Raw genomic sequence first — 18,602 nt, 5'->3', positions numbered from 1 at the left:
GACAACGCATGACACCCGGACCTTTCACCGGCACCGAGCCGGACGTCGTGGTCATCGGCGGAGGCCCCTCGGGCTCCACGGTGGCTGCCCTGCTGGCCGACAAGGGGCACGACGTGGTGCTGCTCGAGAAGGCGCAGCACCCGCGCTTTCACATCGGCGAATCCTTGCTGCCGATGAACATGCCGCTGTTCGACCGGCTCGGCGTGCGCACCGAGGTCGAGGCCATCGGCCTGCGCAAGCACGGCGCGGAATTCGTCTCGCCCTGGCACGACCACAGCAGCCACTTCGACTTCGGCCAGGCCATGGACAAGAGCTTTCCCTATGCGGTGCACGTGCGCCGTTCGGAATTCGACGAGCTGCTGTTCCGCCACGCTGGCAAGCGCGGCGCGCGCACCTTCGAGGGCCGGCGCGTCACCGGCGTCGACATGGATGCCGGCAAGGGAACGCCCGACAACCGCCCACTGGTGAAGGTCAAGGCCGACGACGGCACCGAGACCCAGTGGCGCCCGCGCTTCGTGATCGACGCCAGCGGGCGCGACACGCTGCTGTCGAACCAGTTCGACGCCAAGCAGCGCAACCGCAAGCATGCGAGCGCGGCGCTGTACGGCCACTTCGCCAACGCCGAGCGCCGGCCGGGCCGCTTCGAGGGCAACATCTCGCTGTTCTGGTTCGACCATGGCTGGTTCTGGTACATCCCGCTGAAGGACGGCACCGTGAGCGTGGGCGCTGTGGCCTCGCCGGCCTACTTCAAGCGCCGCAAGGGCTCGCTCGAAGACTTCCTCATGGAAACCATCGCGCTCGCGCCCAAGCTGGCCGCGCGCCTGAAGAACGCCACGCTGATGGAAGGCGCCACCTCCACCGGCAACTACGCCTACGACTCGAAGTTCTGCCGCGGCGACCGTTTCATGATGGTGGGCGACGCCTATGCCTTCGTCGACCCGATGTTCTCCTCGGGCGTGTACCTGGCGATGAACAGCGGCTTCGAGGCCGCGACCTGCGCCGACCACTGGCTCAAGGGCGAGGCGAAGGAGGCCGAGAAGGCTTTCCGCCACTACGAGAAGGTGATGAAGCACGGGCCGAAGATGTTCTCGTGGTTCATCTACCGCATCACCTCGCCGGCGATCCGGCGCCTGTTCATGGCGCCGCGCAACATCTGGCGCATGCAGGAGGCGCTGCTGTCCATCCTGGCCGGCGACCTGTTCCGCAACACGCCCATCGGGCCGCGCTTCTGGGGCTTCAAGGTGACGTACTACGCGTCGTGCCTGGGCATCCTGCCGCAGGCCGTGAAGACCTGGGCATGGCGCCGGCGCAATCTGAAAGAGTCTCTGGAGACCGCGAAGACCTGATCCTTCGTGGAACCCGCGGAACCGGCTTTGCCGGGCCGCAGGTGTTGCCCCCGGCGAGGGGGTTGGCGAAGCGACACGAAGTGCGCGAAGCCTGGGGGAGTGCTTAGTCAGGAGCCACCGTGTGCTGGGCGAGGGCCTCAAGTGCCTTCACCAGCGCCGAGTGGTCCAGCTGGCCGTAGCCCATCGCCGCGCATGCGTTCATCAGCTGCGCCGCGTTCGCGGTCTGCGGCAGCGCCACGCCCAGCGAACGGGCGCTTTGCATCGCGAGGTTCAGGTCCTTCTGGTGCAGCGCGATGCGGAAGCCCGGCGCGAAGGTGCGCTTGATCATGCGTTCGCCGTGCACTTCGAGAATGCGCGAGCTGGCGAAGCCGCCCATCAGCGCCTGGCGCACCTTGGCCGGATCGGCACCGGCCTTCGAGGCGAACACCAGCGCCTCGCTCACGGCCGCGATGTTCAGCGCCACGATGATCTGGTTGGCCACCTTGCAGACCTGGCCGTCGCCCGCGCCGCCCACCAGCGTCACGTTCTTGCCCATCTTGTCGAGCAGGGGCTTCACGCGGCCGAAGGTGCCTTCGTCGCCGCCGCACATGATCGTCAGGCTCGCGGCCTTGGCGCCCACTTCGCCGCCCGAGACCGGCGCGTCGATGTAGCCGGCGCCCAGCGCGACGATGCGGCGTGCGAATTCCTTGGTGGCGATCGGGTCGATGGAGCTGCAGTCCACCACGATCTTGCCGTTCGAACCCTTCAGGCCGTCGGCCACGCCTTCCGCGCCCGGTGCGCCGAACAGCACCTTCTCCACGTCAGGCGTGTCGGGCACCATGATGAAGACGATGTCGGCCTTGCGTGCCACCTCGGCTGCCGAGGCGCAGATGGTGGCCTTCGAGACGAAGGGCTCGGGCGTATTGCCGTGCGTGTTCACGAAGAGCTCGTGGCCTGCGTCGAGCAGGTGGCCCGCCATGGGGGCGCCCATGATGCCCAGGCCGATGAATCCGATTTTTTGTGCTGCTGCAGTGGTCATGTCTCTGTTTCCTTCGTGAACGTTCATTGCTTCTTCGTGAGGGCTTCGCGCCATCCGAGGCCTTCGACGGTGGTGACGCGGGGCTTGTATTCGCAGCCGATCCAGCCGTCGTAGCCCAGCGCATCGATGTGCTGGAACAGCCACGGGTAGTTGATCTCGCCCGTGCCAGGTTCGCCACGGCCGGGGTTGTCGGCCAGCTGGATGTGGCCGATGCGCGCCAGGTTCTTCGTGAGCGTGTTGCCCAGTTCGCCTTCCATGCGCTGCGCGTGGTAGATGTCGTACTGCACGCGCAGGTTGGACGAACCCACCTCGTCGATCAGCGCCAGCGCCTGGTCGGTGCGCGTGAGGAAGAAGCCGGGAATGTCGAAGGTGTTGATCGGCTCGATCAGCAGGCGCAGGCCGGCTGCTTCCAGCTCGCGGGCGGCCAGGCGCAGGTTCTCGACCACGGTCTTGTGCGCGGCCTCGGTGCTCACGCCGGCCGGGACCTTGCCCACCAGGCAATTGAGCTGCGGGCAGCCCAGCGCCGTGGCGTAGTCGATGGCGACGGCAATGCCTTCGCGGAACTCGCCGGTGCGGTCCGGGTGGCAGGCGATGCCGCGCTCGCCCTTGTCCCAGTCGCCCGCGGGCAGGTTGTGCAGCACCTGCTGCAGGCCGTTGGCGCGCAGGGCGGCGGCGAGTTCCTTCTTCTCGAAGGGGTAGGGGAACAGATACTCCACCGCCTGGAAGCCGGCCTTGGCGGCCGCCTCGAAGCGCTGCATGAAGGGCAGCTCGGTGAAGAGCATCGTCAGGTTGGCTGCGAACTTGGGCATGTCTCTTGTCTCCTCGGTCAGTCCAGCATCGCCACGGCGAGGGCCGTGGGTGCGTCGGCCGTGCTCTCGGCCAGCGGCTCGAATTCGTTGATGGCGTCGATCTCGGTGCCCATCGCGATGTTGGTCACGCGCTCCAGCATCACCTCGATGACGACCGGCACCTGGAACTCGGCCATCAGCGCCTCGGCGCGGGCGATGGCGGGCGCCATTTCTTCCTGCTTGTGCACGCGGATCGCCTTGCAGCCCAGGCCCTCGACCACCTTGAGGTGATCGACGCCGTAGCTGCCTTCGACGCCAGCGTCGGCCGGTGCGTTGATGTTGTCGAACGCGAGCTGCACGCAGTAGTCCATCTCGAAGCCGCGCTGCGACTGGCGGATCAGCCCGAGGTACGAGTTGTTCACCACGATGTGCAGGTAGGGCAGCTTGAACTGCGCGCCCACGGCCAGCTCTTCGATCATGAACTGGAAGTCGTAGTCGCCCGAGAGCGCGACGATCTTGCGCGTCGGGTCGGCGGCGCGCACGCCCAGCGCGGCGGGAATGGTCCAGCCCAGCGGGCCGGCCTGGCCGCAGTTGATCCAGTGGCGCGGGTTGTACACGTGCAGGAACTGCGCCGCCGCGATCTGCGACAGGCCGATGGTGCTCACGTAGCAGGTGTCGCGTTCCAGGTGGTTGTTCATGCACTGGTACACGCGCTGCGGCTTCATCGGCACGGCGTCGAAGTTGGTCTTGCGCAGCATGGTCTTCTTGCGCTCTCGGCACTCGCCGGCCCAGGCGCTGCGCGAGGGCAGCTTGCCGGCGGCCTTCATTTCCTCGGCCACCTGCACGAAGAGTTCGAGCGCGGCCTTGGCATCGGAGACGATGCCGAAGTCGGGCGTGAACACGCGGCCGATCTGCGTGGGCTCGATGTCCACGTGCACGAAGGTGCGGCCCTTGGTGTAGACGTCGACCGAGCCGGTGTGGCGGTTGGCCCAGCGGTTGCCGATGCCCAGCACGAAGTCCGAAGCCAGCATCGTGGCGTTGCCGTAGCGGTGGCTGGTCTGCAGGCCGCACATGCCGGCCATCAACGGGTGGTCGTCGGGAATGGTGCCCCAGCCCATGAGCGTGGGGATCACCGGCACGCCGGTGGCTTCGGCAAAGCGCACCAGCAGGTCGGAGGCGTCGGCGTTGATGATGCCGCCGCCGGCCACGATCAGCGGGCGCTCGGCCGCGTTGAGCATGGCGATGGCCTTCTCGGCCTGGGCGCGCGTGGCAGCCGGCTTGTAGGGCTTGAGCGGTTCGTAGGCGTCGATGTCGAATTCGATCTGCGCCATCTGCACGTCGAAGGGCAGGTCGATCAGCACCGGGCCCGGGCGGCCCGAGCGCATCAGGTGGAAGGCCTGCTGGAACACCTGCGGCACCTGGCCGGGTTCGCGCACCGTGACCGACCACTTGGTGACGGGCTTGGAGATCGACTCGATGTCGACCGCCTGGAAGTCTTCCTTGTACAGGCGGGCGCGCGGCGCCTGGCCGGTGATGCAGAGAATGGGAATGGAATCGGCCCAGGCCGAGTACAGGCCCGTGATCATGTCGGTGCCCGCGGGGCCCGAGGTGCCGATGCACACGCCGATGTTGCCGGCCACGGCGCGGGTGTAGCCCTCGGCCATGTGCGAGGCGCCCTCGACGTGGCGCGCAAGAATGTGCGCGATGCTGCCGCGCTGGCGCAGGGCCGAGTACAGCGGGTTGATTGCCGCACCGGGCACGCCGAAGGCTTGCGTCACGCCTTCTTTTTCCATCACCAGAACTGCGGCCTGGACCGCTGTCATCTTTGCCATTAGAAGTCTCCTTGAGGTGGCCTCACTGTAGGAAGCGGGGCGCATTCCAAGAAGACGGCTGCCGGCCATAAAACCTATTCCGCTGCGGAATAACTGGCTACTATCCGGCCATGGACCGTCTATTGGCTATGGAAATGTTCGTGCGCGTGGTCGAGACCGGCAGCTTCTCGAAGGCGGCGCGCGAGTTCAACACCACGCAGCCCACCGTGACCAAGCAGGTCGCGGCCACCGAGGCGCGGCTGAAGGTGCGGCTGCTCAACCGCAACACGCGCGGCGTGAGCCTCACGGAGCCGGGCGCGCTGTACTACGAGAAGTGCAAGACCATCGTGCGCGACGCGGAGGAGGCCGACAGCATCGTGCAGCTGCGGCAGAACCAGGCGCAGGGGCTGTTGCGCGTGGGCACTTCGGTGGCTTTCGGGCGGCGCGTGGTGGTGCCGCTGGCGCTGGAGTACATGCGCAGGCATCCGCAGGTGCAGCTCGACCTGAGCTTCGAGGACCGCTATGTCGACCTCATCGCGCAGGGCATCGACGTGGCGATCCGCATGGGCAAGCTGGCCGATTCGTCATTGGGCGCGCGTTACCTTGGGGCCAATCCGTGGGTCATGGTGGCCTCGCCGGCCTACCTGAAGAAGCACGGTACGCCCAAGCGCGCACAGGACCTGAGCGCGCACGTGGCGCTGATCTACAGCAGTGTGGTGGGCGACGAGTTCTGGCGCATGCACACGCCCAAGGGCGATCCGGTGACGGTGCCGGTGTCGGGGCGTTTTCGCTCGAACAACCTGTCGGCGGTGCTGGCTGCGGCGCGTGACGGGTTGGGCATTGCGCTGATGCCGCGTTACGTGGCGAGCGAGTCGCTGGCGGCCGGCAAGGTGCATCAGGTGCTGGGCGACCACGCGTTGCCTGAGCAGGAGATCCACGCGGTGTTTCCTTCGCCGAAGCTGGTGCCTGGGAAGGTGTCGGGGTTCGTGGCCTTTCTGCAAGGGCGCTTTGACGAAGGGTGGTGGGACGCCTGACGGGGTGGCTTGTTCAGGGCGCGTGCCCAGGCCACCGGTTACTTCCCTCCGCGAATGTCCCCCGCCCTTATTCCGCTGCGGGAAGCACCCAGTGTCCTGGGCACATGGATGCGCTGCGGGTGATCGTCAGGCCCTCACGAAGGCCCCGTGCAGACCCAGCGGCAACGCATAGGGCAAGGTCGCCTGTGCTACGGGTCCTGCCGCCAGGTGATCTGCAGCAAAGCACGACAGCACCGTCCGCTGCCTTGCGAAGTCCAGCGCCGTGCCCAGCACCCAGCCGGGTTTGGTGCCATCGGGCACGAAGACGTGTTCCTCGGCGATGGCCTGCGCGCCGTAGCTGAAGCGCTGGCTGCGTCCGGTCTCGATGTCGGTGAGTGCGACCGCGCCGAAGCCGGGCACGTCGGCGCGGGTCTGCGTGGCATGGACCACCTGGCGATGGCGCAGGCCGACGCGGCGCGGGTCGATGCGGGGGAACTCGGCCTCCAGCGGCAGTTCGCGCTGCGTGGCCTGGCCGGTGCCCAGGTCGAGCGTGGCGACGGTCAGATGCGGTTCGTTGAGTCGCACGCGGCGCGCGCGCATGATCTCGCGGTTGCTGGTGAACACCGACTCGGCGTTCGGCGTGCGCACGTAGTCGATGTGGATGCGCGCACCGCGCGGCGTGTTTTCTTCCCACGCATTGCCGACGTGGAACAGGAAGCCGGCCGGCAGCTCGAGCAGCTGGCGCTTGTCCCAGTTCTGCTTGTCGACCACCAGCGCGCGCATGCCGAGTTCGGGCCGCCAGACATGGGCGTCGAGAAAGCTCGCACCCGCCTCCTTGCGCTTGCCGTCGTACACCAGCGGCGGCATCAGGAACACGAGGTGCCGCGCGGTGACGGCGAAGTCGTGAATCATGGGCAGCTCGGGCACCGGCACGACGGCCGCGCGGCGCAAGGCGCCGTCGGGGCCGATCTCGTACAGCGCGAGCAGGCTCTGGCTGGCGCTCACGCCGAAGTTCCACACCGTGCCGTCCGGGTCGACCTTGGGGTGCGCCGAGAAGGGCATGCCCGCGAGGTCGGCGCGCCAGGTCTTCACGCCGAGGGTGTCGAGCGTGCGCGCATCGAGGCGCGTGGCCGAGCCGCCTTCCCACAGTGCCAGCACCTCGCCCTGCATCGGCAGCACGCTGGTGTTGGCGACGTTGATGGCGTCGGCGGAGGTCGGCGGCTCCACGCCCGGCAGGATGGTGCCGAAGGCCTCGGTCAGGTGGCGACCGGCCTTCACTTCGGCCACGCGCTTGGCCGTGGCGACGTAGCGGCCCTGGTGCCGCACGTTGGTGCCTTCGATCACGAAGCGGTGCGCCATGCCGTCGCCGTCGAACCAGTGGTGGTAGCGCTCGCCGCCCAGGTCGTGGCCGGCCGGGCCGACGCGAAACAGCGTGCCGGCCACGGCGTCGGGAAAACGTCCGCGCACGGTGGCGCGGGTCAGCGGCAGGTCGCCCGGAGGCGTGACGAAGCCGATCTTCCACGGGGCGTCGGCGGCTTCGAACTGGGCTTGCCAGTTGTCGGTGGCGCCGGCGGCACGTGCCAGCGGGCTGAGCAGGGGCAGGGCGCCGGCGGTCGCCAGCAGGCGCAGGAGTTCGCGTCGTTCCATGGCCGTGTCTCCTCAGTGCAGGTGGATGACGGCCTGCGCGTCGGCATCGACGCGGAACGCCGCGGCCTCGAAGTCCGGCGCGCCGAGGTTGCCCTTGGCGTCGTTGGAGAAGCCGTAGCGCTCGATGGGCATGCCCATCAGGTTGGTGTCGAGCTTGCCGTTGCCGTTCTCGTCGGCGAACGCGCGCAGCGCGTAGCGCCCCGGCGCCAGGTCGGTGAAGACGAAGCGGGCCTTGCCTTCGCGCATCGGCGCGGTCTGCGAGGCGACGGACTTGCTGCCGGTGTAGCCGGCGGCGTCGTTGTACAGCGCGACATAGAGCGTGGCGCCAGCGGCCGGGCCGTTGGCGACGCTCAGGCTCAGGTCGGCGGCCAGGGCCCCGAGCGGTGCGAGTGCGGCGACAGCGAGCAGGGCGCGCGTGGCGGGGTGGGAGAGCAAAGCGGGAAGGTGCATGACAGGCCTCGTGGTGTGTAGGAGGCCCGACGATCCCGCAGTCGCCGGGCGGTGCCCAGCGTCATGCGACGGAATGCGTGAATGCGCGCGCGAAATGCACGCAGAAGGCGTGAGCGCCGCGGCGTCAGGCCCTGTCCTGGTCCTTCTTCGGGGCTTCGGCGGTTTCTTCGATCGCGTGCCCCGTGCCCACATGGCCCGAGTCCGCGAACAGGCTCCAGGCGGCCATGAACAGCGCCGCGATCACCGGCCCGATCACGAAGCCGTTGATGCCGAAGATCGCCATGCCGCCGATGGTGGACATGAGCACGATGTAGTCGGGCATCTGCGTGTCCTTGCCCACCAGCACGGGGCGCAGGATGTTGTCGACCAGGCCGATCACGAACACGCCGATGAAGATCAGCACGCCGCCTTGCCAGAAGTGGCCCGTGGCCAGGTAGTAGATGGCCACCGGCCCCCAGATGAGCGCCGCGCCCACGGCCGGCAGCAGCGACAGGAAGGCCATCAGCACCGCCCACAGCAGCGCGCCCTGCACGCCCAGGAACCAGAAGGCCAGCCCGCCGATGGTGCCCTGCGCGATGGCCACCGCCACGTTGCCCTTCACGGTGGCGCGGATCACGGTGGTGAACTTGTTCAGCAGGTAGTGCGTGTGCGGCTTGGCCAGCGGCAGCGCGTCGCGCATGGTCTTGGAGAGCGTGGTGCCGTCGCGCACCAGGAAGTACAGCAGGTACAGCATCACGAAGAAGCTGACCACGAAATCGAAGGTGTTCTGCCCGATGGCCAGCGCCTGGCTGGCGATGAGCTGGCTGGCCTGCCCCGCGATGGCCGAGATGCGCGCCTGCCAGGCCGCCATGTCGCCCAGGTTGAAGCGCTCCACGACGTTCAGCAGCCACTGCGGCGTGGCGTCCAGGATCTGCTGGAAGTACGACGCGAAGTTGATCTGGCCCGAGCGGATGCTCTGCGTGATCAGCGCGATTTCCTGCACCAGCGACACGCCCACCATCGCCAGCGGCAGGATCACGATGACCAGGCAGATCGTCAGCGTGGAGAGCGCGGCGACGTTGCGCCGGCCGGGCATCTTCCGGAGCAGCCATTTGTAGAGCGGCGTGAAAAGGATCGCCAGCGCCACCCCCCAGAGCACCGCGCCGAAGAACGGCATCAGCACCCACAGAAAGGCGACGGTGACGGCAGCAAGCAGGGCGAGGAAGACGCCGCGCTGGAGTTGGGGTGAGTTCATAAGTGTCTCGGACTGTAGCCGAGCCGGAACCCCGGGCTGTGTCAGCCGGCGCGCCCTTGCGCGGCGCAGGAGTCTTCCCAAAGAAAAATGCCGCAGGCGCAATGCCGGCGGCAGGTGTCAGCTATCCGATTGATAGCTGATGGCGGGACAAATGCACGACATGGCACAGCATCAGCGCTTGGCTGCGCGCGGCAGCGCCACGGGGGCCAGCGTGGCGCGCAGCCGGCTGGGCGCGTCGGGCTCGGCGGTGGCGTCGACTTCCAGCGCCCGTTCGACATTGCCGATGTGGTCGAGCATGAGCTGGCGCGCCTGTTCGATGTCGCCGGCTTCGAGCGCCGCGACGATCGCGCCGTGCTCCGCGCACGACTGGCCGGCCTCGTGCTTCGACTGGTAGAGCGTGGCGGCCAGCGTGGTGCGCGCCGTGAGGTCGCGCAGCACGTCGACCAGCAGCTGGTGGCCCATCTGCTCGGCCAGGCAGACGTGGAAGTCGGCCAGCAGGAAGGCGCGCGTGGCGGCGTCGGCGCCTTCGATGGCGCGCTGCTCGTCGGCGATGTGATCGCGCAGCTTGCGGATCACCTGGCCCAGCGGGCGGCCCTCGCTCGCGGCCAGGATGCCGGCCTCGACGATGCGGCGCGCCGAGAAGGCGTCGCGTGCTTCCTCGGCCGAGGGCTCCACCACGTACCAGCCGCGGCGCGACTGCACCTCCACGAAACCGCGCGCCTGCAGCTGCATCAGCGCCTCGCGCACCATGGTGCGGCTGACCGAGAAGTTCTCGGCCAGCGCCTGCTCGCCGAGCCGGTCGCCGGGCGCGAGCTTCTGCGCGAGGATGGCCTCGACGACACGTTCGGCGATGGCGGTGGGGCTGACGTCGGCGGGCATGGGGTTCAGTGCGTGCGGGTGGCTGTGGCGGGGCTCGTGTGTACCACGGGCGCAGCCCCGGCCAGCGGCTCGTCGTCCGGCGAGGCGCGGCCGTCGAGCACGGCATGCGCGCGCTCCCGGTCGATGTCGCCTTCCCACGCGGCGATCGCCACCGTGGCCACGCAGTTGCCGATCAGGTTGCCCAGCGCGCGGGCGATGCCCATGAACCAGTCGACCGACAGCACCAGCACCAGGCCGATGGCGGGAATCGCCGGAATCGCGTGCAGCGTGGCGGCGAGCACCACGATGGCCGAGCCCGGCACGCCGTGCGCGCCCTTGGAGGTGACCAGCGCGATCGCCAGGATGGTCAGCAGGTCGGCCATCGAGATCGGCGTGTTGGTGGCCTGCGCGATGAACACGGCCGCCAGCGTGATGTAGATCGAGAAGGCGTCGAGGTTGAACGAGTAGCCCGTGGGAATCACCAGGCCCACCGTCGAGTCGCGGATGCCCATGCGGCGCAGCTTGGCCATGATCTGCGGCAGCACGCTGTCCGACGAGGTGGTGGCGAACACGATGGCCAGCTCTTCGCGCAGGTAGCGCAGCAGCTTCCACAGGCTGAAGCCCGACATGCGCATCACCAGCCCCAGCACCACGAACACGAAGACCAGCACCGCGCCGTAGAAGAGGGCGACCAGCATGCCCAGCTGCTTGAGCGAGCCGATGCCGTACTTGCCGACCGTGAAGGCGATGGCACCCAGCACGCCCAGCGGCGCCAGCTTGATGATGATCCCCATGATCTTGAACAGCACCAGCGAGAGCGCGTCGACCACCGCCGCCACCGGCGCGCCGCGATCGCCCAGCAGCGAGAGCGCGCAGCCGAACAGCACCGCGAACAGCAGCACCTGCAGCACGTCGCCGGTCGCGAAGGCGGCCACCACCGTGGTGGGAATGAGCTTCATCAGGAACTCGACCGTGCCGCCGCTCGTGAGCTTGTCGGCGTTGGAGGCGTAGGCGCTCATGGCGCTGGCGTCGAGCGCCTTGGGGTCGACATTCATGCCCACGCCCGGCTCGAACACGAAGGCCAGCACCAGGCCCATCGCCAGCGCGATGGTGGTGAGCACCTCGAAGTAGATCAGCGCCTTCACGCCGACCCGGCCCACGCGCTTGAGGTCGCCCGCGCCGGCGATGCCATGCACCACCACGCAGAACACCAGCACGGGAATGATCATCTTGATCAGCTTGATGAAGCCGTCACCGAGGGGCTTGAGCTTGGCGGCGAACTCGGGCGCAAAGAGGCCGACGAGCACGCCGACCACCAGTGCGATGACCACCTGTCCGAAAAGCGATTTGGCAAAGCGAGGCATGGAATCTCCTGTCGTGTGTCGTGTCGAGGTTTTGCATGCAAGGATCGCTTTTTCTTGCATACAAGAAATGTAGGCAAGAAGATTGCAGGGGGTTCAGAGGGTATTCCCGGGGCCTTTGGAGGGGGATGTCGGCGGCTGGCGGGGCACTCCCATGGACAGGGGACGCGGCGTTTCAAGGCGGCTCCTAGCATCCGCGCACCCACAACGAGGAGCCTCCCGATGAAGATCGCCTTTACTTCCTGCTTCAGTGCCCAGACCTTCAAGGACCAGCCGGTCTGGACACAGGTCGGTGCGTCCGGCGCCACGCACCTGGTGCTGCTGGGCGACTCGGCCTACTACGACGCGGACGGCTCCAGCATGGGCGCGGTCAAGGCGATGGGGGCGAACGACTTCGCGATCCATGCCTTCGGCCGGCTGCGCGACCAGCTGAACCAGAAGGAGTTCGCCAAGCTGGTGCGCAAGACCGACCTGCGGATTCATCCGATCTGGGACGACCACGACTTTCTGTGGAACGGCGCCTGCGGCGCGCAGATCCAGGGGCAGCCTTCGTACCGGCACCTGCTGGACCCGACCCGCGCGGCGTTCCAGGCCTACTGTGATGCGCTGGACTCGCACGACCCGAAGACCTTCCCCAAGGCCGGCGATCCCTGGGCCTCCGGCGTGCCCGAGCCCGGCTACCGGCCCCTCATGCTGAGCAACGCCACCGACGCGGACGGCGCCGTGATGCTGCACCTCACGGACGGGCGCAGCTACAAGACCAAGGGTGGCGAGGACGCCGTGCTCGGCACCGCGCAGATGAAGAAGCTGAAAAAGGCCATCGAGGATTCGGACCCAGCGACGGTGCACCTCCTCGCCAGCGGCCTCACCTTCGAGGCCCGCCACGGCGAGACCTGGATGGATTGCAAGGCCGAGCACGCTGCAATCCTCAAGCTCGCCGAGAAGCGCCGCATCGTCATCCTGAGCGGCGACGTGCACGAGAACCGCTTCGCCGTGCCATGGCCTGCGGGCGCCTGGAGCCTGTTCGAAGCCACCTCCTCGGGTGCGGCGCTGCGCACGGGCGTCACCGTCGGCGCGCTGCAGCGCAACTGGGGGCTGGTCGACATCACGAAGGATCAGGTGACCATCGAGCTCTCGCAGCTGAACATGGACACGCGCCGCCGCGTCATCGACCGGAGGAAGTGGAAGTTGCTGTAGGCGTGGCGGCGCGCGATTGCGCGGACTGCGCATCCGGCTTGCGAAGCAGGATCACGAGGCCGGAGATCAGGAAGTACACGGCGCCCACCGCCGCATAGCCTGCGAGCGTCTGGAGGACCGGGGCGTCGGTCCCTTGCCGGGCGACGAAGAAGCCGCCGGCCAGCGCGGACTGTGCGCCGCTCAGCATCATCACCCACTGCCCCCGCTGGCTCTTGCGGCGGCGAATGGCCGTCGCCAGCTGCAGAAGTCCCGAGACGATGGCCCAGATCCCGAAGATCACCAGGCCGATCTGAAGACCGAGCACGAGAGAAACCACGACGGCGGCCGTGACGATCGCGCTGATCCAGGTGTTCAGCATCTGGGTCGGGTTGGCCTGGGTGCCGCCCGTCATCCTGGCGTCCACCAGGTTCGCCAGCGCGTCCCACGCCGGATAGATGACCAGCAGCGCTGCCGTCAGCACGGGCGAGTGCCTGGCCGCGGTGAAGGCCAGCGCGACCCACACGAAGGAAAAGGCCGCGCGAGTGAAGTAGAGCTTGCGCAGCCAGGCGGCGGGCTGCAGATGAGGTTGGATAGCGTCGGGCATGAAGGAGGTGTGTAGGAGGAGGGGCGCCTCGCACGAGGCGGGTGCAACGATTCTTCTGCGTTGCCACTTGCTGCGGTATCGGTCGAATGACCGACAAGCGTCGAGCCGACAGCTGTGCGATGCTGCGCACCCACCTCCGCGTTCCCATGCCTGAAGACTCCACCATCACCGCCTTCGACGCGGCCCGCGCGCTCGCCTTCATCGGCGACCTGAGCATGGGCCAGCCGATCGACCATTCGCTGCGCACCGCCTGGCTGGCGGGAGTGATCGCCACGCAGGCCGGCTGCGACGCGGCGCAGGTCGAGGTCGCGCGCCATGTGGCGCTGCTGCGCTGGTCGGGTTGCACGGCGAATGCGCAGGAGTTCGCGGACTTCCTCGAAGACGACGTGCTGGGCCGGCGTGCCCTGCTGGCCTCCGCGCAGCCGCGGATGCGCGCGTCGCAGCGTGCGCCCATTCCCGGCGCCGTGGTGGAGATGGCGCACATCCATTGCGAGATTGCTGGCGACATCGCGAACATGCTCGGCCTGGGTCCCGAGGCCGAAGCTGCGCTGCGCGCCGTCTTCGAGGCCTGGGACGGCAGCGGCGTTCCCGGTGTGCTGCAGGGCGAGGACGTGCCCCTGGCGACCTATGTCGTGAGTCTGGCGAGCGACCTCGAGATTTTCAGCCGCCTCTATGGGCTCGACGAGGCTCTCACGCTCACGCGGGGGCGCGCCGACAGTCTCTACCCCGGCTTCCTTGTCGACGCCAGTGCAGCGCACGCCCGAGAGTGGATGACGCAGCTGGACTCAGCGGCCGCACCGTGGACCGTTGCCACCGATGCGCCGGCGACGCTGGTGCAGCGCATCGGCCTGGAGCTCGTCGGCGACGTGATCGACCTCAAGCTGCCCTGGATGACGGGCTTTTCGCGGCGCGTGGCCCGGCTGGCGCGCGATACCGGCGCGCAGCTGGGAATGAGCGACCCCATGCGCCATGGCATCTACAAGGCCGGCCTGATCCACGGCATGGGGCGGGCCGCGGTGCCCAACGCGATCTGGAACGCGCCCGAGCCGCTGCCGGCCGCGTCGATGGAGCGGATGCGGCTCGTGCCGTACTGGACGTCGCGTGCTGCAGGGCAGATCGACGGTCTCGCCGCGGAAGCAGAAATCGCATCGTTCGCCTTCGAGCGGCGCGACGGGTCCGGCTACTTCCGTGGCCGCTCCGGCATGTCGATGCCGCTCGAAGGGCAGGTCGTTGCGGCGGCCGAGCAGTGGGTGTCACACCGCACGCGCCGCCCGTGGCGGCCTGAGCTGACCGAAGCGCAGGCTGTCGATCGCATGCAGGTGGACGCGGACGCAGGCCGCTTCGACCCGGAGGTCGTCGCCGCACTGCTCGCGTGCGCGGCCGCGGGCGCGCAGGCGAAGCCCGTGCCCGCGTCAGTTGCAGAGGACGACGCATCGCTGTCCCAGCGCGAACTCGACGTGCTGCGCTGCATCAGCCAGGGCGACAACACGAAGCAGGTCGCGCGTGCGCTGGACATCAGCCCGAGCACGGTGCGCACCCATGTCGAACGCGTGTTCCGCAAGCTCGGTTGCTCGACCCGTGCGGCCGCCACGCTGAAAGCCTCCGCCAGGGGCTGGCTGTAGCGGGAAGGGGCAGCGCATGGCCGCCCCGGCCGCTCAAGCGGCCAGCGCTTCCGGCCGAGCCGCCGCCCGCGCGGGCGCCACGGCATCGAGCTGCCCGAGCAGCATCTCCCACCGCACGCGCGCCGACACGATGCTTTCTTCCTTCACATGGCCGAAGCCCCGGATCTGTTCGGGCAGGCGGGCCAGCGACAGGGCCGTGTCGAAGTCGACGCGATCGAAGCGCGCGAGCAGGTCTTCGACCATCGCGCGGTAGTCGGCGATCAGCTGGCGCTCCATGCGGCGCTCGGCGGTGCGGCCGAAGGGGTCGAGCGCCGTGCCGCGCAGGCCCCGCAGCTTCGCGAGCACGCGGAAGCCGCCGAGCATCCACGGGCCGAAGCTGGTCTTCACCGCGCGGCCTTCCGCATCGCGCCGCCCCAGCACCGGCGGTGCGAGGTGAAACCGCAGCACGGGCTTGCCCTCGAACTGCTCGCTCAGCTTCTGCATGAAACGCGGGTCGGCGTACAGGCGCGCCACTTCGTACTCGTCCTTGTAGGCCATGAGCTTGAAGAGGCCCGAGGCCACGGCCTTGGTCAGCACGGTGCTGCCGCGCGTGCGTTGCTCGGCATTGCGTACGCGTTCGACCAGGTCCGCGTAGCTGCGCGCGTAAGCGGCGTTCTGGTACGACGTGAGGAACGCGGTGCGGTCCGCCACCAGCGCTTCGAGGCTCTGAGGCTTTTGCAGCGAAACCACCTGCGCCGGCGCAGCCTGGCGCGTGACCGCCGCGAGGTCGAGCGCCGCCTTGCGGCCCCAGCGGAACGCGGCCTGGTTCGCCTTCACGGCCACACCGTTGATCTCGATGGCCTTGTCGAGCGCCTCGGAAGACAGCGGCACGAACCCCTTCTGGAACGCGAAGCCCAGCAGGAACAGGTTCGCCGCGATGGCGTCGCCCATGAGGCGCGTGGCCAGCTGCGTGGCGTCGATGAAGTCGGCGCGGCCTTCCACCGATTCCTCGATGAGAGCGCGCACCTGCGCGGCGGGGAACTGCCAGTCGGGCTGCTGCGCGAAGTGGCCGGTCGGCTGCTCGAAGGTGTTGACCAGCGCGTAGGTGCGGCCCGGGCGCATGCGCGCGATGGCGTCGGGCGCGCCGGCCGTGAGCATGTCGCAGCCCAGGATCAGGTCGGCCTCGCCGGTGGGAATGCGCTGTGCCTTCAGCTGCGCCGCGTCGCGCGCGATGCGCACGTGCGAAGTGACCGAACCGTTCTTCTGCGACATGCCCGTCATGTCGAGCACGCTCACGCCCTTGCCTTCGAGGTGCGCTGCCATGCCGATCAGCGCGCCGATGGTGATGACGCCCGTGCCGCCGATGCCGGTGATGAGGATGTTGTGCATGCCGTCCAGCGCGAGCGGCGCCGGTGCGGGCAGCGCGGGTTCCTCGGCCGCCTTCACGGCCACGGGGGCCTGCCGGCGCGGCTTCACGCCTTCGACCGTCACGAAGCTCGGGCAGAAGCCCTTGATGCACGACTCGTCGGCGTTGCATGCGCTCTGGTCCACGCTGCGCTTCAGGCCCAGGTCGGTTTGCTTGGGCAGCAGGGCGGTGCAGTTCGATTGCTCGCCGCAGTCGCCGCAGCCTTCGCACACCGCGTCGTTGATGAACACGCGGCGCGCGGCCGGTGGGAACTCACCCTTCTTGCGGCGGCGGCGCTTCTCGGCCGCGCACACCTGGTCGTAGATCAGCACCGACACGCCCTCGAAGCCGCGCAGCTCGCGCTGCACAGCGTCCATGTCGTCGCGGTGGTGCACCGTCAGCGCGAAGCCCGCGTGCTCGGGCGGCAGCAGGCTGCGGTCGCTCCAGCGCGTCGGGTCTTCGGCCACCAGCGCGAGGCGCTTCACGCCTTCGGCCGCCACCTGGTGCGCGATGCGCGGCACGGTGATCGGCCCGTCGACCGGCTGGCCGCCGGTCATCGCGACCGCGTCGTTGTAGAGGATCTTGTAGGTGATGTTCACGCCCGCCGCCACGGCCGCGCGAATGGCCAGCGAACCCGAGTGGTAGTAGGTGCCGTCGCCGAGGTTCGCGAACACGTGCTTGCGCCTGGAGAACCACGCCTGCCCGAGCCACGGCGCGCCTTCGCCGCCCATGTGCGTGGTGGTGCGGTTGTGCTCGGGGTAGATGGCGGTGGCCATCACATGGCAGCCGATGCCCGCGAGCGCGAGGCTGCCTTCGGGCACCTTGGTCGAGGTGTTGTGCGGGCAGCCCGCGCAGTACCAGGCCGGTCGCGAGGGTGTGGCCACGGCCTTGCCGAGCACCACGTCCTTCGCGTCGAGGATCGCCAGCCGCATGCGGATGCGGTCGCTGGTGTGAAAGCGCGCCACGCGCCCGGCGATGACGCGCGCGATCTGCGCCACCGAGAAGTCCGCCGTGGCCGGCAGCAGCCACTGGCCGCGCGGGTGCGCGCCCCATTCGCCCTGTTCGTCGAACTTGCCGATCACGCGCGGGCGCACGTTCTCGCGCCAGTTGTACAGGTGCTCCTTGAGCTGGTATTCGACGATCTGGCGCTTCTCTTCCACCACCAGAATCTCTTCGAGCCCGTCGGAAAACTCGCGGATCGAATCAGGCTCCAGCGGCCACGGCATCGACACCTTGAACAGGCGGATGCCGATGCGAGCGGCTTCGTCGGCGTCGATGCCCAGCTCTTCGAGCGCTTCGAGCACGTCGCGGTACGACTTGCCCGAGGCCACGATGCCCAGCCGCGCCTTCGGCGAATCGATGGTCACGCGGTTCAGTCGGTTCTCGCGCGCGTAGGCGATGGCCGCGTAGATCTTGTAGTCCTGCATCAGCGCTTCCTGCTTGCGCGCCTGCACGCCGAGCGTGTCGGTCGACAGGCGCGCATGCACGCCGCCGGTCGGAAACACGAAGTCCTTCGGCAGGCGCGTGTGCACGTCGAGCGCACCGGCGGGAATGGAGCCCGATGACTCCACCGTATCGGCCAGCGCCTTGAAGCCGACCGGCAGGCCGGCAAAGCGCGACATGGCAAAGCCGTGCAGGCCCAGCTCGATGTATTCCTCCACGCTCTGCGGGTAGAGCATCGGGATCATCGACGCGGCGAACAGGTGGTCGCTCTGGTTGGGCAGGGTGGACGACGACGCGCCGTGGTCGTCGCCCGCCACCAGCAGGATGCCGCCCTGGGGCGAAGTGCCCGCGTGGCTCATGTGCTTGAACACGTCGCCGCAGCGGTCCACGCCGGGCGCCTTGCCGTACCACATGGCGAACACGCCATCGACCGCGCTTTCGCCGGTCAGGTGCACCTGCTGCGTGCCCCACACGGCGGTGGCGGCCAGCTCCTCGTTCACGCCGGGCAGGAACTTCACGGCGTTGGCTTCGAGCTGCGGCTGCGCCTTCCACAGCGCTTCGTCGAGCCCACCGAGCGGCGAGCCGCGGTAGCCCGAGACGAAGCCCGCGGTGTTCAGGCCGGCCTGCTGGTCGCGCCATTTCTGCACGAGCATCAGGCGCACCAGCGCCTGGATGCCGCTCAGGTAGATCCGGCCTTCGGTGGCCGTGTATTTGTCGTCCAGCGCAACGCTGGCGAGTTCGTGGGATGCCATGAGAGAAAAGACTCCGGGTAGGACTCGTGGAATGCGGGCGTGGCCCCGGTAGAGGGCCGGCTCGCGAAATGCCTCGCCGGGGTTGCCGCCGAGAC

The 18,602-nt window shown here is 68.4% G+C and carries 14 protein-coding genes; 4 read left to right on the top strand and 10 right to left on the bottom strand.

Annotation, left to right across the window (positions count from 1 at the left end; translation table 11 throughout):
* The first annotated feature begins 8 nt into the window (after positions 1-8).
* Positions 9-1,346 (top strand): NAD(P)/FAD-dependent oxidoreductase, encoded by a 1,338-nt coding sequence (locus D3H34_RS25915; protein ID WP_119557117.1) that lies wholly within the window; start codon positions 9-11, stop codon positions 1,344-1,346.
* Between the two features lie 103 nt (positions 1,347-1,449).
* Here the strand turns inward: D3H34_RS25915 and D3H34_RS25910 are convergent, their stop codons facing one another.
* Genes D3H34_RS25910 through gcl form a run of 3 tightly spaced genes read right to left on the bottom strand, consistent with a single transcriptional unit; the run spans position 1,450 to position 4,984 of the window.
* Positions 1,450-2,364 carry a 2-hydroxy-3-oxopropionate reductase gene (locus D3H34_RS25910; RefSeq protein ID WP_119557115.1) on the bottom strand — a complete coding sequence of 305 codons (915 nt, stop codon included), beginning with the start codon at positions 2,362-2,364 and terminating at the stop codon, positions 1,450-1,452.
* A 23-nt stretch (positions 2,365-2,387) separates the two neighbouring features.
* Positions 2,388-3,173 (bottom strand): hydroxypyruvate isomerase, encoded by a 786-nt coding sequence (hyi, locus tag D3H34_RS25905; protein ID WP_119557113.1) that lies wholly within the window; start codon positions 3,171-3,173, stop codon positions 2,388-2,390.
* A 17-nt stretch (positions 3,174-3,190) separates the two neighbouring features.
* Complete coding sequence (gcl, locus tag D3H34_RS25900) at positions 3,191-4,984, bottom strand: glyoxylate carboligase (RefSeq protein ID WP_119557111.1); 1,794 nt, start codon at positions 4,982-4,984, stop codon at positions 3,191-3,193.
* Positions 4,985-5,094: 110 nt separating this feature from the next.
* Here gcl and D3H34_RS25895 point away from each other — a divergent pair, with 110 nt between their 5' ends.
* Positions 5,095-5,997 carry a LysR family transcriptional regulator gene (locus D3H34_RS25895; protein WP_119557109.1) on the top strand — a complete coding sequence of 301 codons (903 nt, stop codon included), beginning with the start codon at positions 5,095-5,097 and terminating at the stop codon, positions 5,995-5,997.
* 126 nt (positions 5,998-6,123) lie between these two features.
* Here the strand turns inward: D3H34_RS25895 and D3H34_RS25890 are convergent, their stop codons facing one another.
* The 5 genes from D3H34_RS25890 to D3H34_RS25870 all read right to left on the bottom strand — a co-directional run bounded on the left by D3H34_RS25890 (position 6,124) and on the right by D3H34_RS25870 (position 11,529).
* The gene (locus D3H34_RS25890; protein WP_119557107.1) at positions 6,124-7,623 is read right to left on the bottom strand and encodes a carotenoid oxygenase family protein; all 1,500 of its coding nucleotides are present in this window, start codon (positions 7,621-7,623) and stop codon (positions 6,124-6,126) included.
* Positions 7,624-7,635: 12 nt separating this feature from the next.
* A complete protein-coding gene (locus D3H34_RS25885) occupies positions 7,636-8,073 on the bottom strand; it encodes a DUF2141 domain-containing protein (protein ID WP_119557105.1) in 438 nt (145 codons plus the stop codon).
* A gap of 124 nt (positions 8,074-8,197) precedes the next feature.
* Positions 8,198-9,307, bottom strand: a complete 1,110-nt coding sequence (locus tag D3H34_RS25880; protein WP_119557104.1) for an AI-2E family transporter — start codon at positions 9,305-9,307, stop codon at positions 8,198-8,200.
* 171 nt (positions 9,308-9,478) lie between these two features.
* Positions 9,479-10,186 carry a GntR family transcriptional regulator gene (locus D3H34_RS25875; RefSeq protein WP_119557102.1) on the bottom strand — a complete coding sequence of 236 codons (708 nt, stop codon included), beginning with the start codon at positions 10,184-10,186 and terminating at the stop codon, positions 9,479-9,481.
* Between the two features lie 5 nt (positions 10,187-10,191).
* Positions 10,192-11,529 (bottom strand): C4-dicarboxylate transporter DctA, encoded by a 1,338-nt coding sequence (locus D3H34_RS25870; protein ID WP_119557100.1) that lies wholly within the window; start codon positions 11,527-11,529, stop codon positions 10,192-10,194.
* A gap of 219 nt (positions 11,530-11,748) precedes the next feature.
* Here D3H34_RS25870 and D3H34_RS25865 point away from each other — a divergent pair, with 219 nt between their 5' ends.
* Entirely contained in the window at positions 11,749-12,723 is a 975-nt protein-coding gene (locus D3H34_RS25865) for a metallophosphoesterase family protein (protein ID WP_119557098.1), read from the top strand.
* Here the strand turns inward: D3H34_RS25865 and D3H34_RS25860 are convergent.
* Positions 12,692-13,306: a DUF308 domain-containing protein gene (locus tag D3H34_RS25860; protein WP_119557097.1), complete on the bottom strand. Its 615-nt coding sequence runs from the start codon at positions 13,304-13,306 to the stop codon at positions 12,692-12,694. The genes D3H34_RS25865 and D3H34_RS25860 overlap by 32 nt on opposite strands.
* Before the next feature lie 146 nt (positions 13,307-13,452).
* Between D3H34_RS25860 and D3H34_RS25855 the strand changes: the two genes are divergently transcribed.
* Positions 13,453-14,928 (top strand): HD domain-containing phosphohydrolase, encoded by a 1,476-nt coding sequence (locus D3H34_RS25855; protein ID WP_119557143.1) that lies wholly within the window; start codon positions 13,453-13,455, stop codon positions 14,926-14,928.
* Positions 14,929-14,961: 33 nt separating this feature from the next.
* On the opposite strand, the gene D3H34_RS25850 is transcribed toward D3H34_RS25855, so the two are convergent.
* Positions 14,962-18,507, bottom strand: coding sequence for an indolepyruvate ferredoxin oxidoreductase family protein (locus D3H34_RS25850; protein ID WP_119557096.1), 3,546 nt, complete (start codon positions 18,505-18,507; stop codon positions 14,962-14,964).
* Between the last annotated feature and the right edge of the window lie 95 nt (positions 18,508-18,602).

This window comes from Acidovorax cavernicola (genome assembly GCF_003581445.1).
Note: the sequence above shows the minus strand (reverse complement) of the source record. Positions and strands in the feature narration are given on the sequence as shown.

Coding starts and splice junctions, on each gene's coding strand:
- D3H34_RS25915 (WP_119557117.1), top strand. CDS start 9: ATGACACCCGGACCTTTCACCGGCACCGAGCCGGACGTCGTGGTCATC.
- D3H34_RS25910 (WP_119557115.1), bottom strand. CDS start 2,364: ATGACCACTGCAGCAGCACAAAAAATCGGATTCATCGGCCTGGGCATC.
- hyi (WP_119557113.1), bottom strand. CDS start 3,173: ATGCCCAAGTTCGCAGCCAACCTGACGATGCTCTTCACCGAGCTGCCC.
- gcl (WP_119557111.1), bottom strand. CDS start 4,984: ATGGCAAAGATGACAGCGGTCCAGGCCGCAGTTCTGGTGATGGAAAAA.
- D3H34_RS25895 (WP_119557109.1), top strand. CDS start 5,095: ATGGACCGTCTATTGGCTATGGAAATGTTCGTGCGCGTGGTCGAGACC.
- D3H34_RS25890 (WP_119557107.1), bottom strand. CDS start 7,623: ATGGAACGACGCGAACTCCTGCGCCTGCTGGCGACCGCCGGCGCCCTG.
- D3H34_RS25885 (WP_119557105.1), bottom strand. CDS start 8,073: ATGCACCTTCCCGCTTTGCTCTCCCACCCCGCCACGCGCGCCCTGCTC.
- D3H34_RS25880 (WP_119557104.1), bottom strand. CDS start 9,307: ATGAACTCACCCCAACTCCAGCGCGGCGTCTTCCTCGCCCTGCTTGCT.
- D3H34_RS25875 (WP_119557102.1), bottom strand. CDS start 10,186: ATGCCCGCCGACGTCAGCCCCACCGCCATCGCCGAACGTGTCGTCGAG.
- D3H34_RS25870 (WP_119557100.1), bottom strand. CDS start 11,529: ATGCCTCGCTTTGCCAAATCGCTTTTCGGACAGGTGGTCATCGCACTG.
- D3H34_RS25865 (WP_119557098.1), top strand. CDS start 11,749: ATGAAGATCGCCTTTACTTCCTGCTTCAGTGCCCAGACCTTCAAGGAC.
- D3H34_RS25860 (WP_119557097.1), bottom strand. CDS start 13,306: ATGCCCGACGCTATCCAACCTCATCTGCAGCCCGCCGCCTGGCTGCGC.
- D3H34_RS25855 (WP_119557143.1), top strand. CDS start 13,453: ATGCCTGAAGACTCCACCATCACCGCCTTCGACGCGGCCCGCGCGCTC.
- D3H34_RS25850 (WP_119557096.1), bottom strand. CDS start 18,507: ATGGCATCCCACGAACTCGCCAGCGTTGCGCTGGACGACAAATACACG.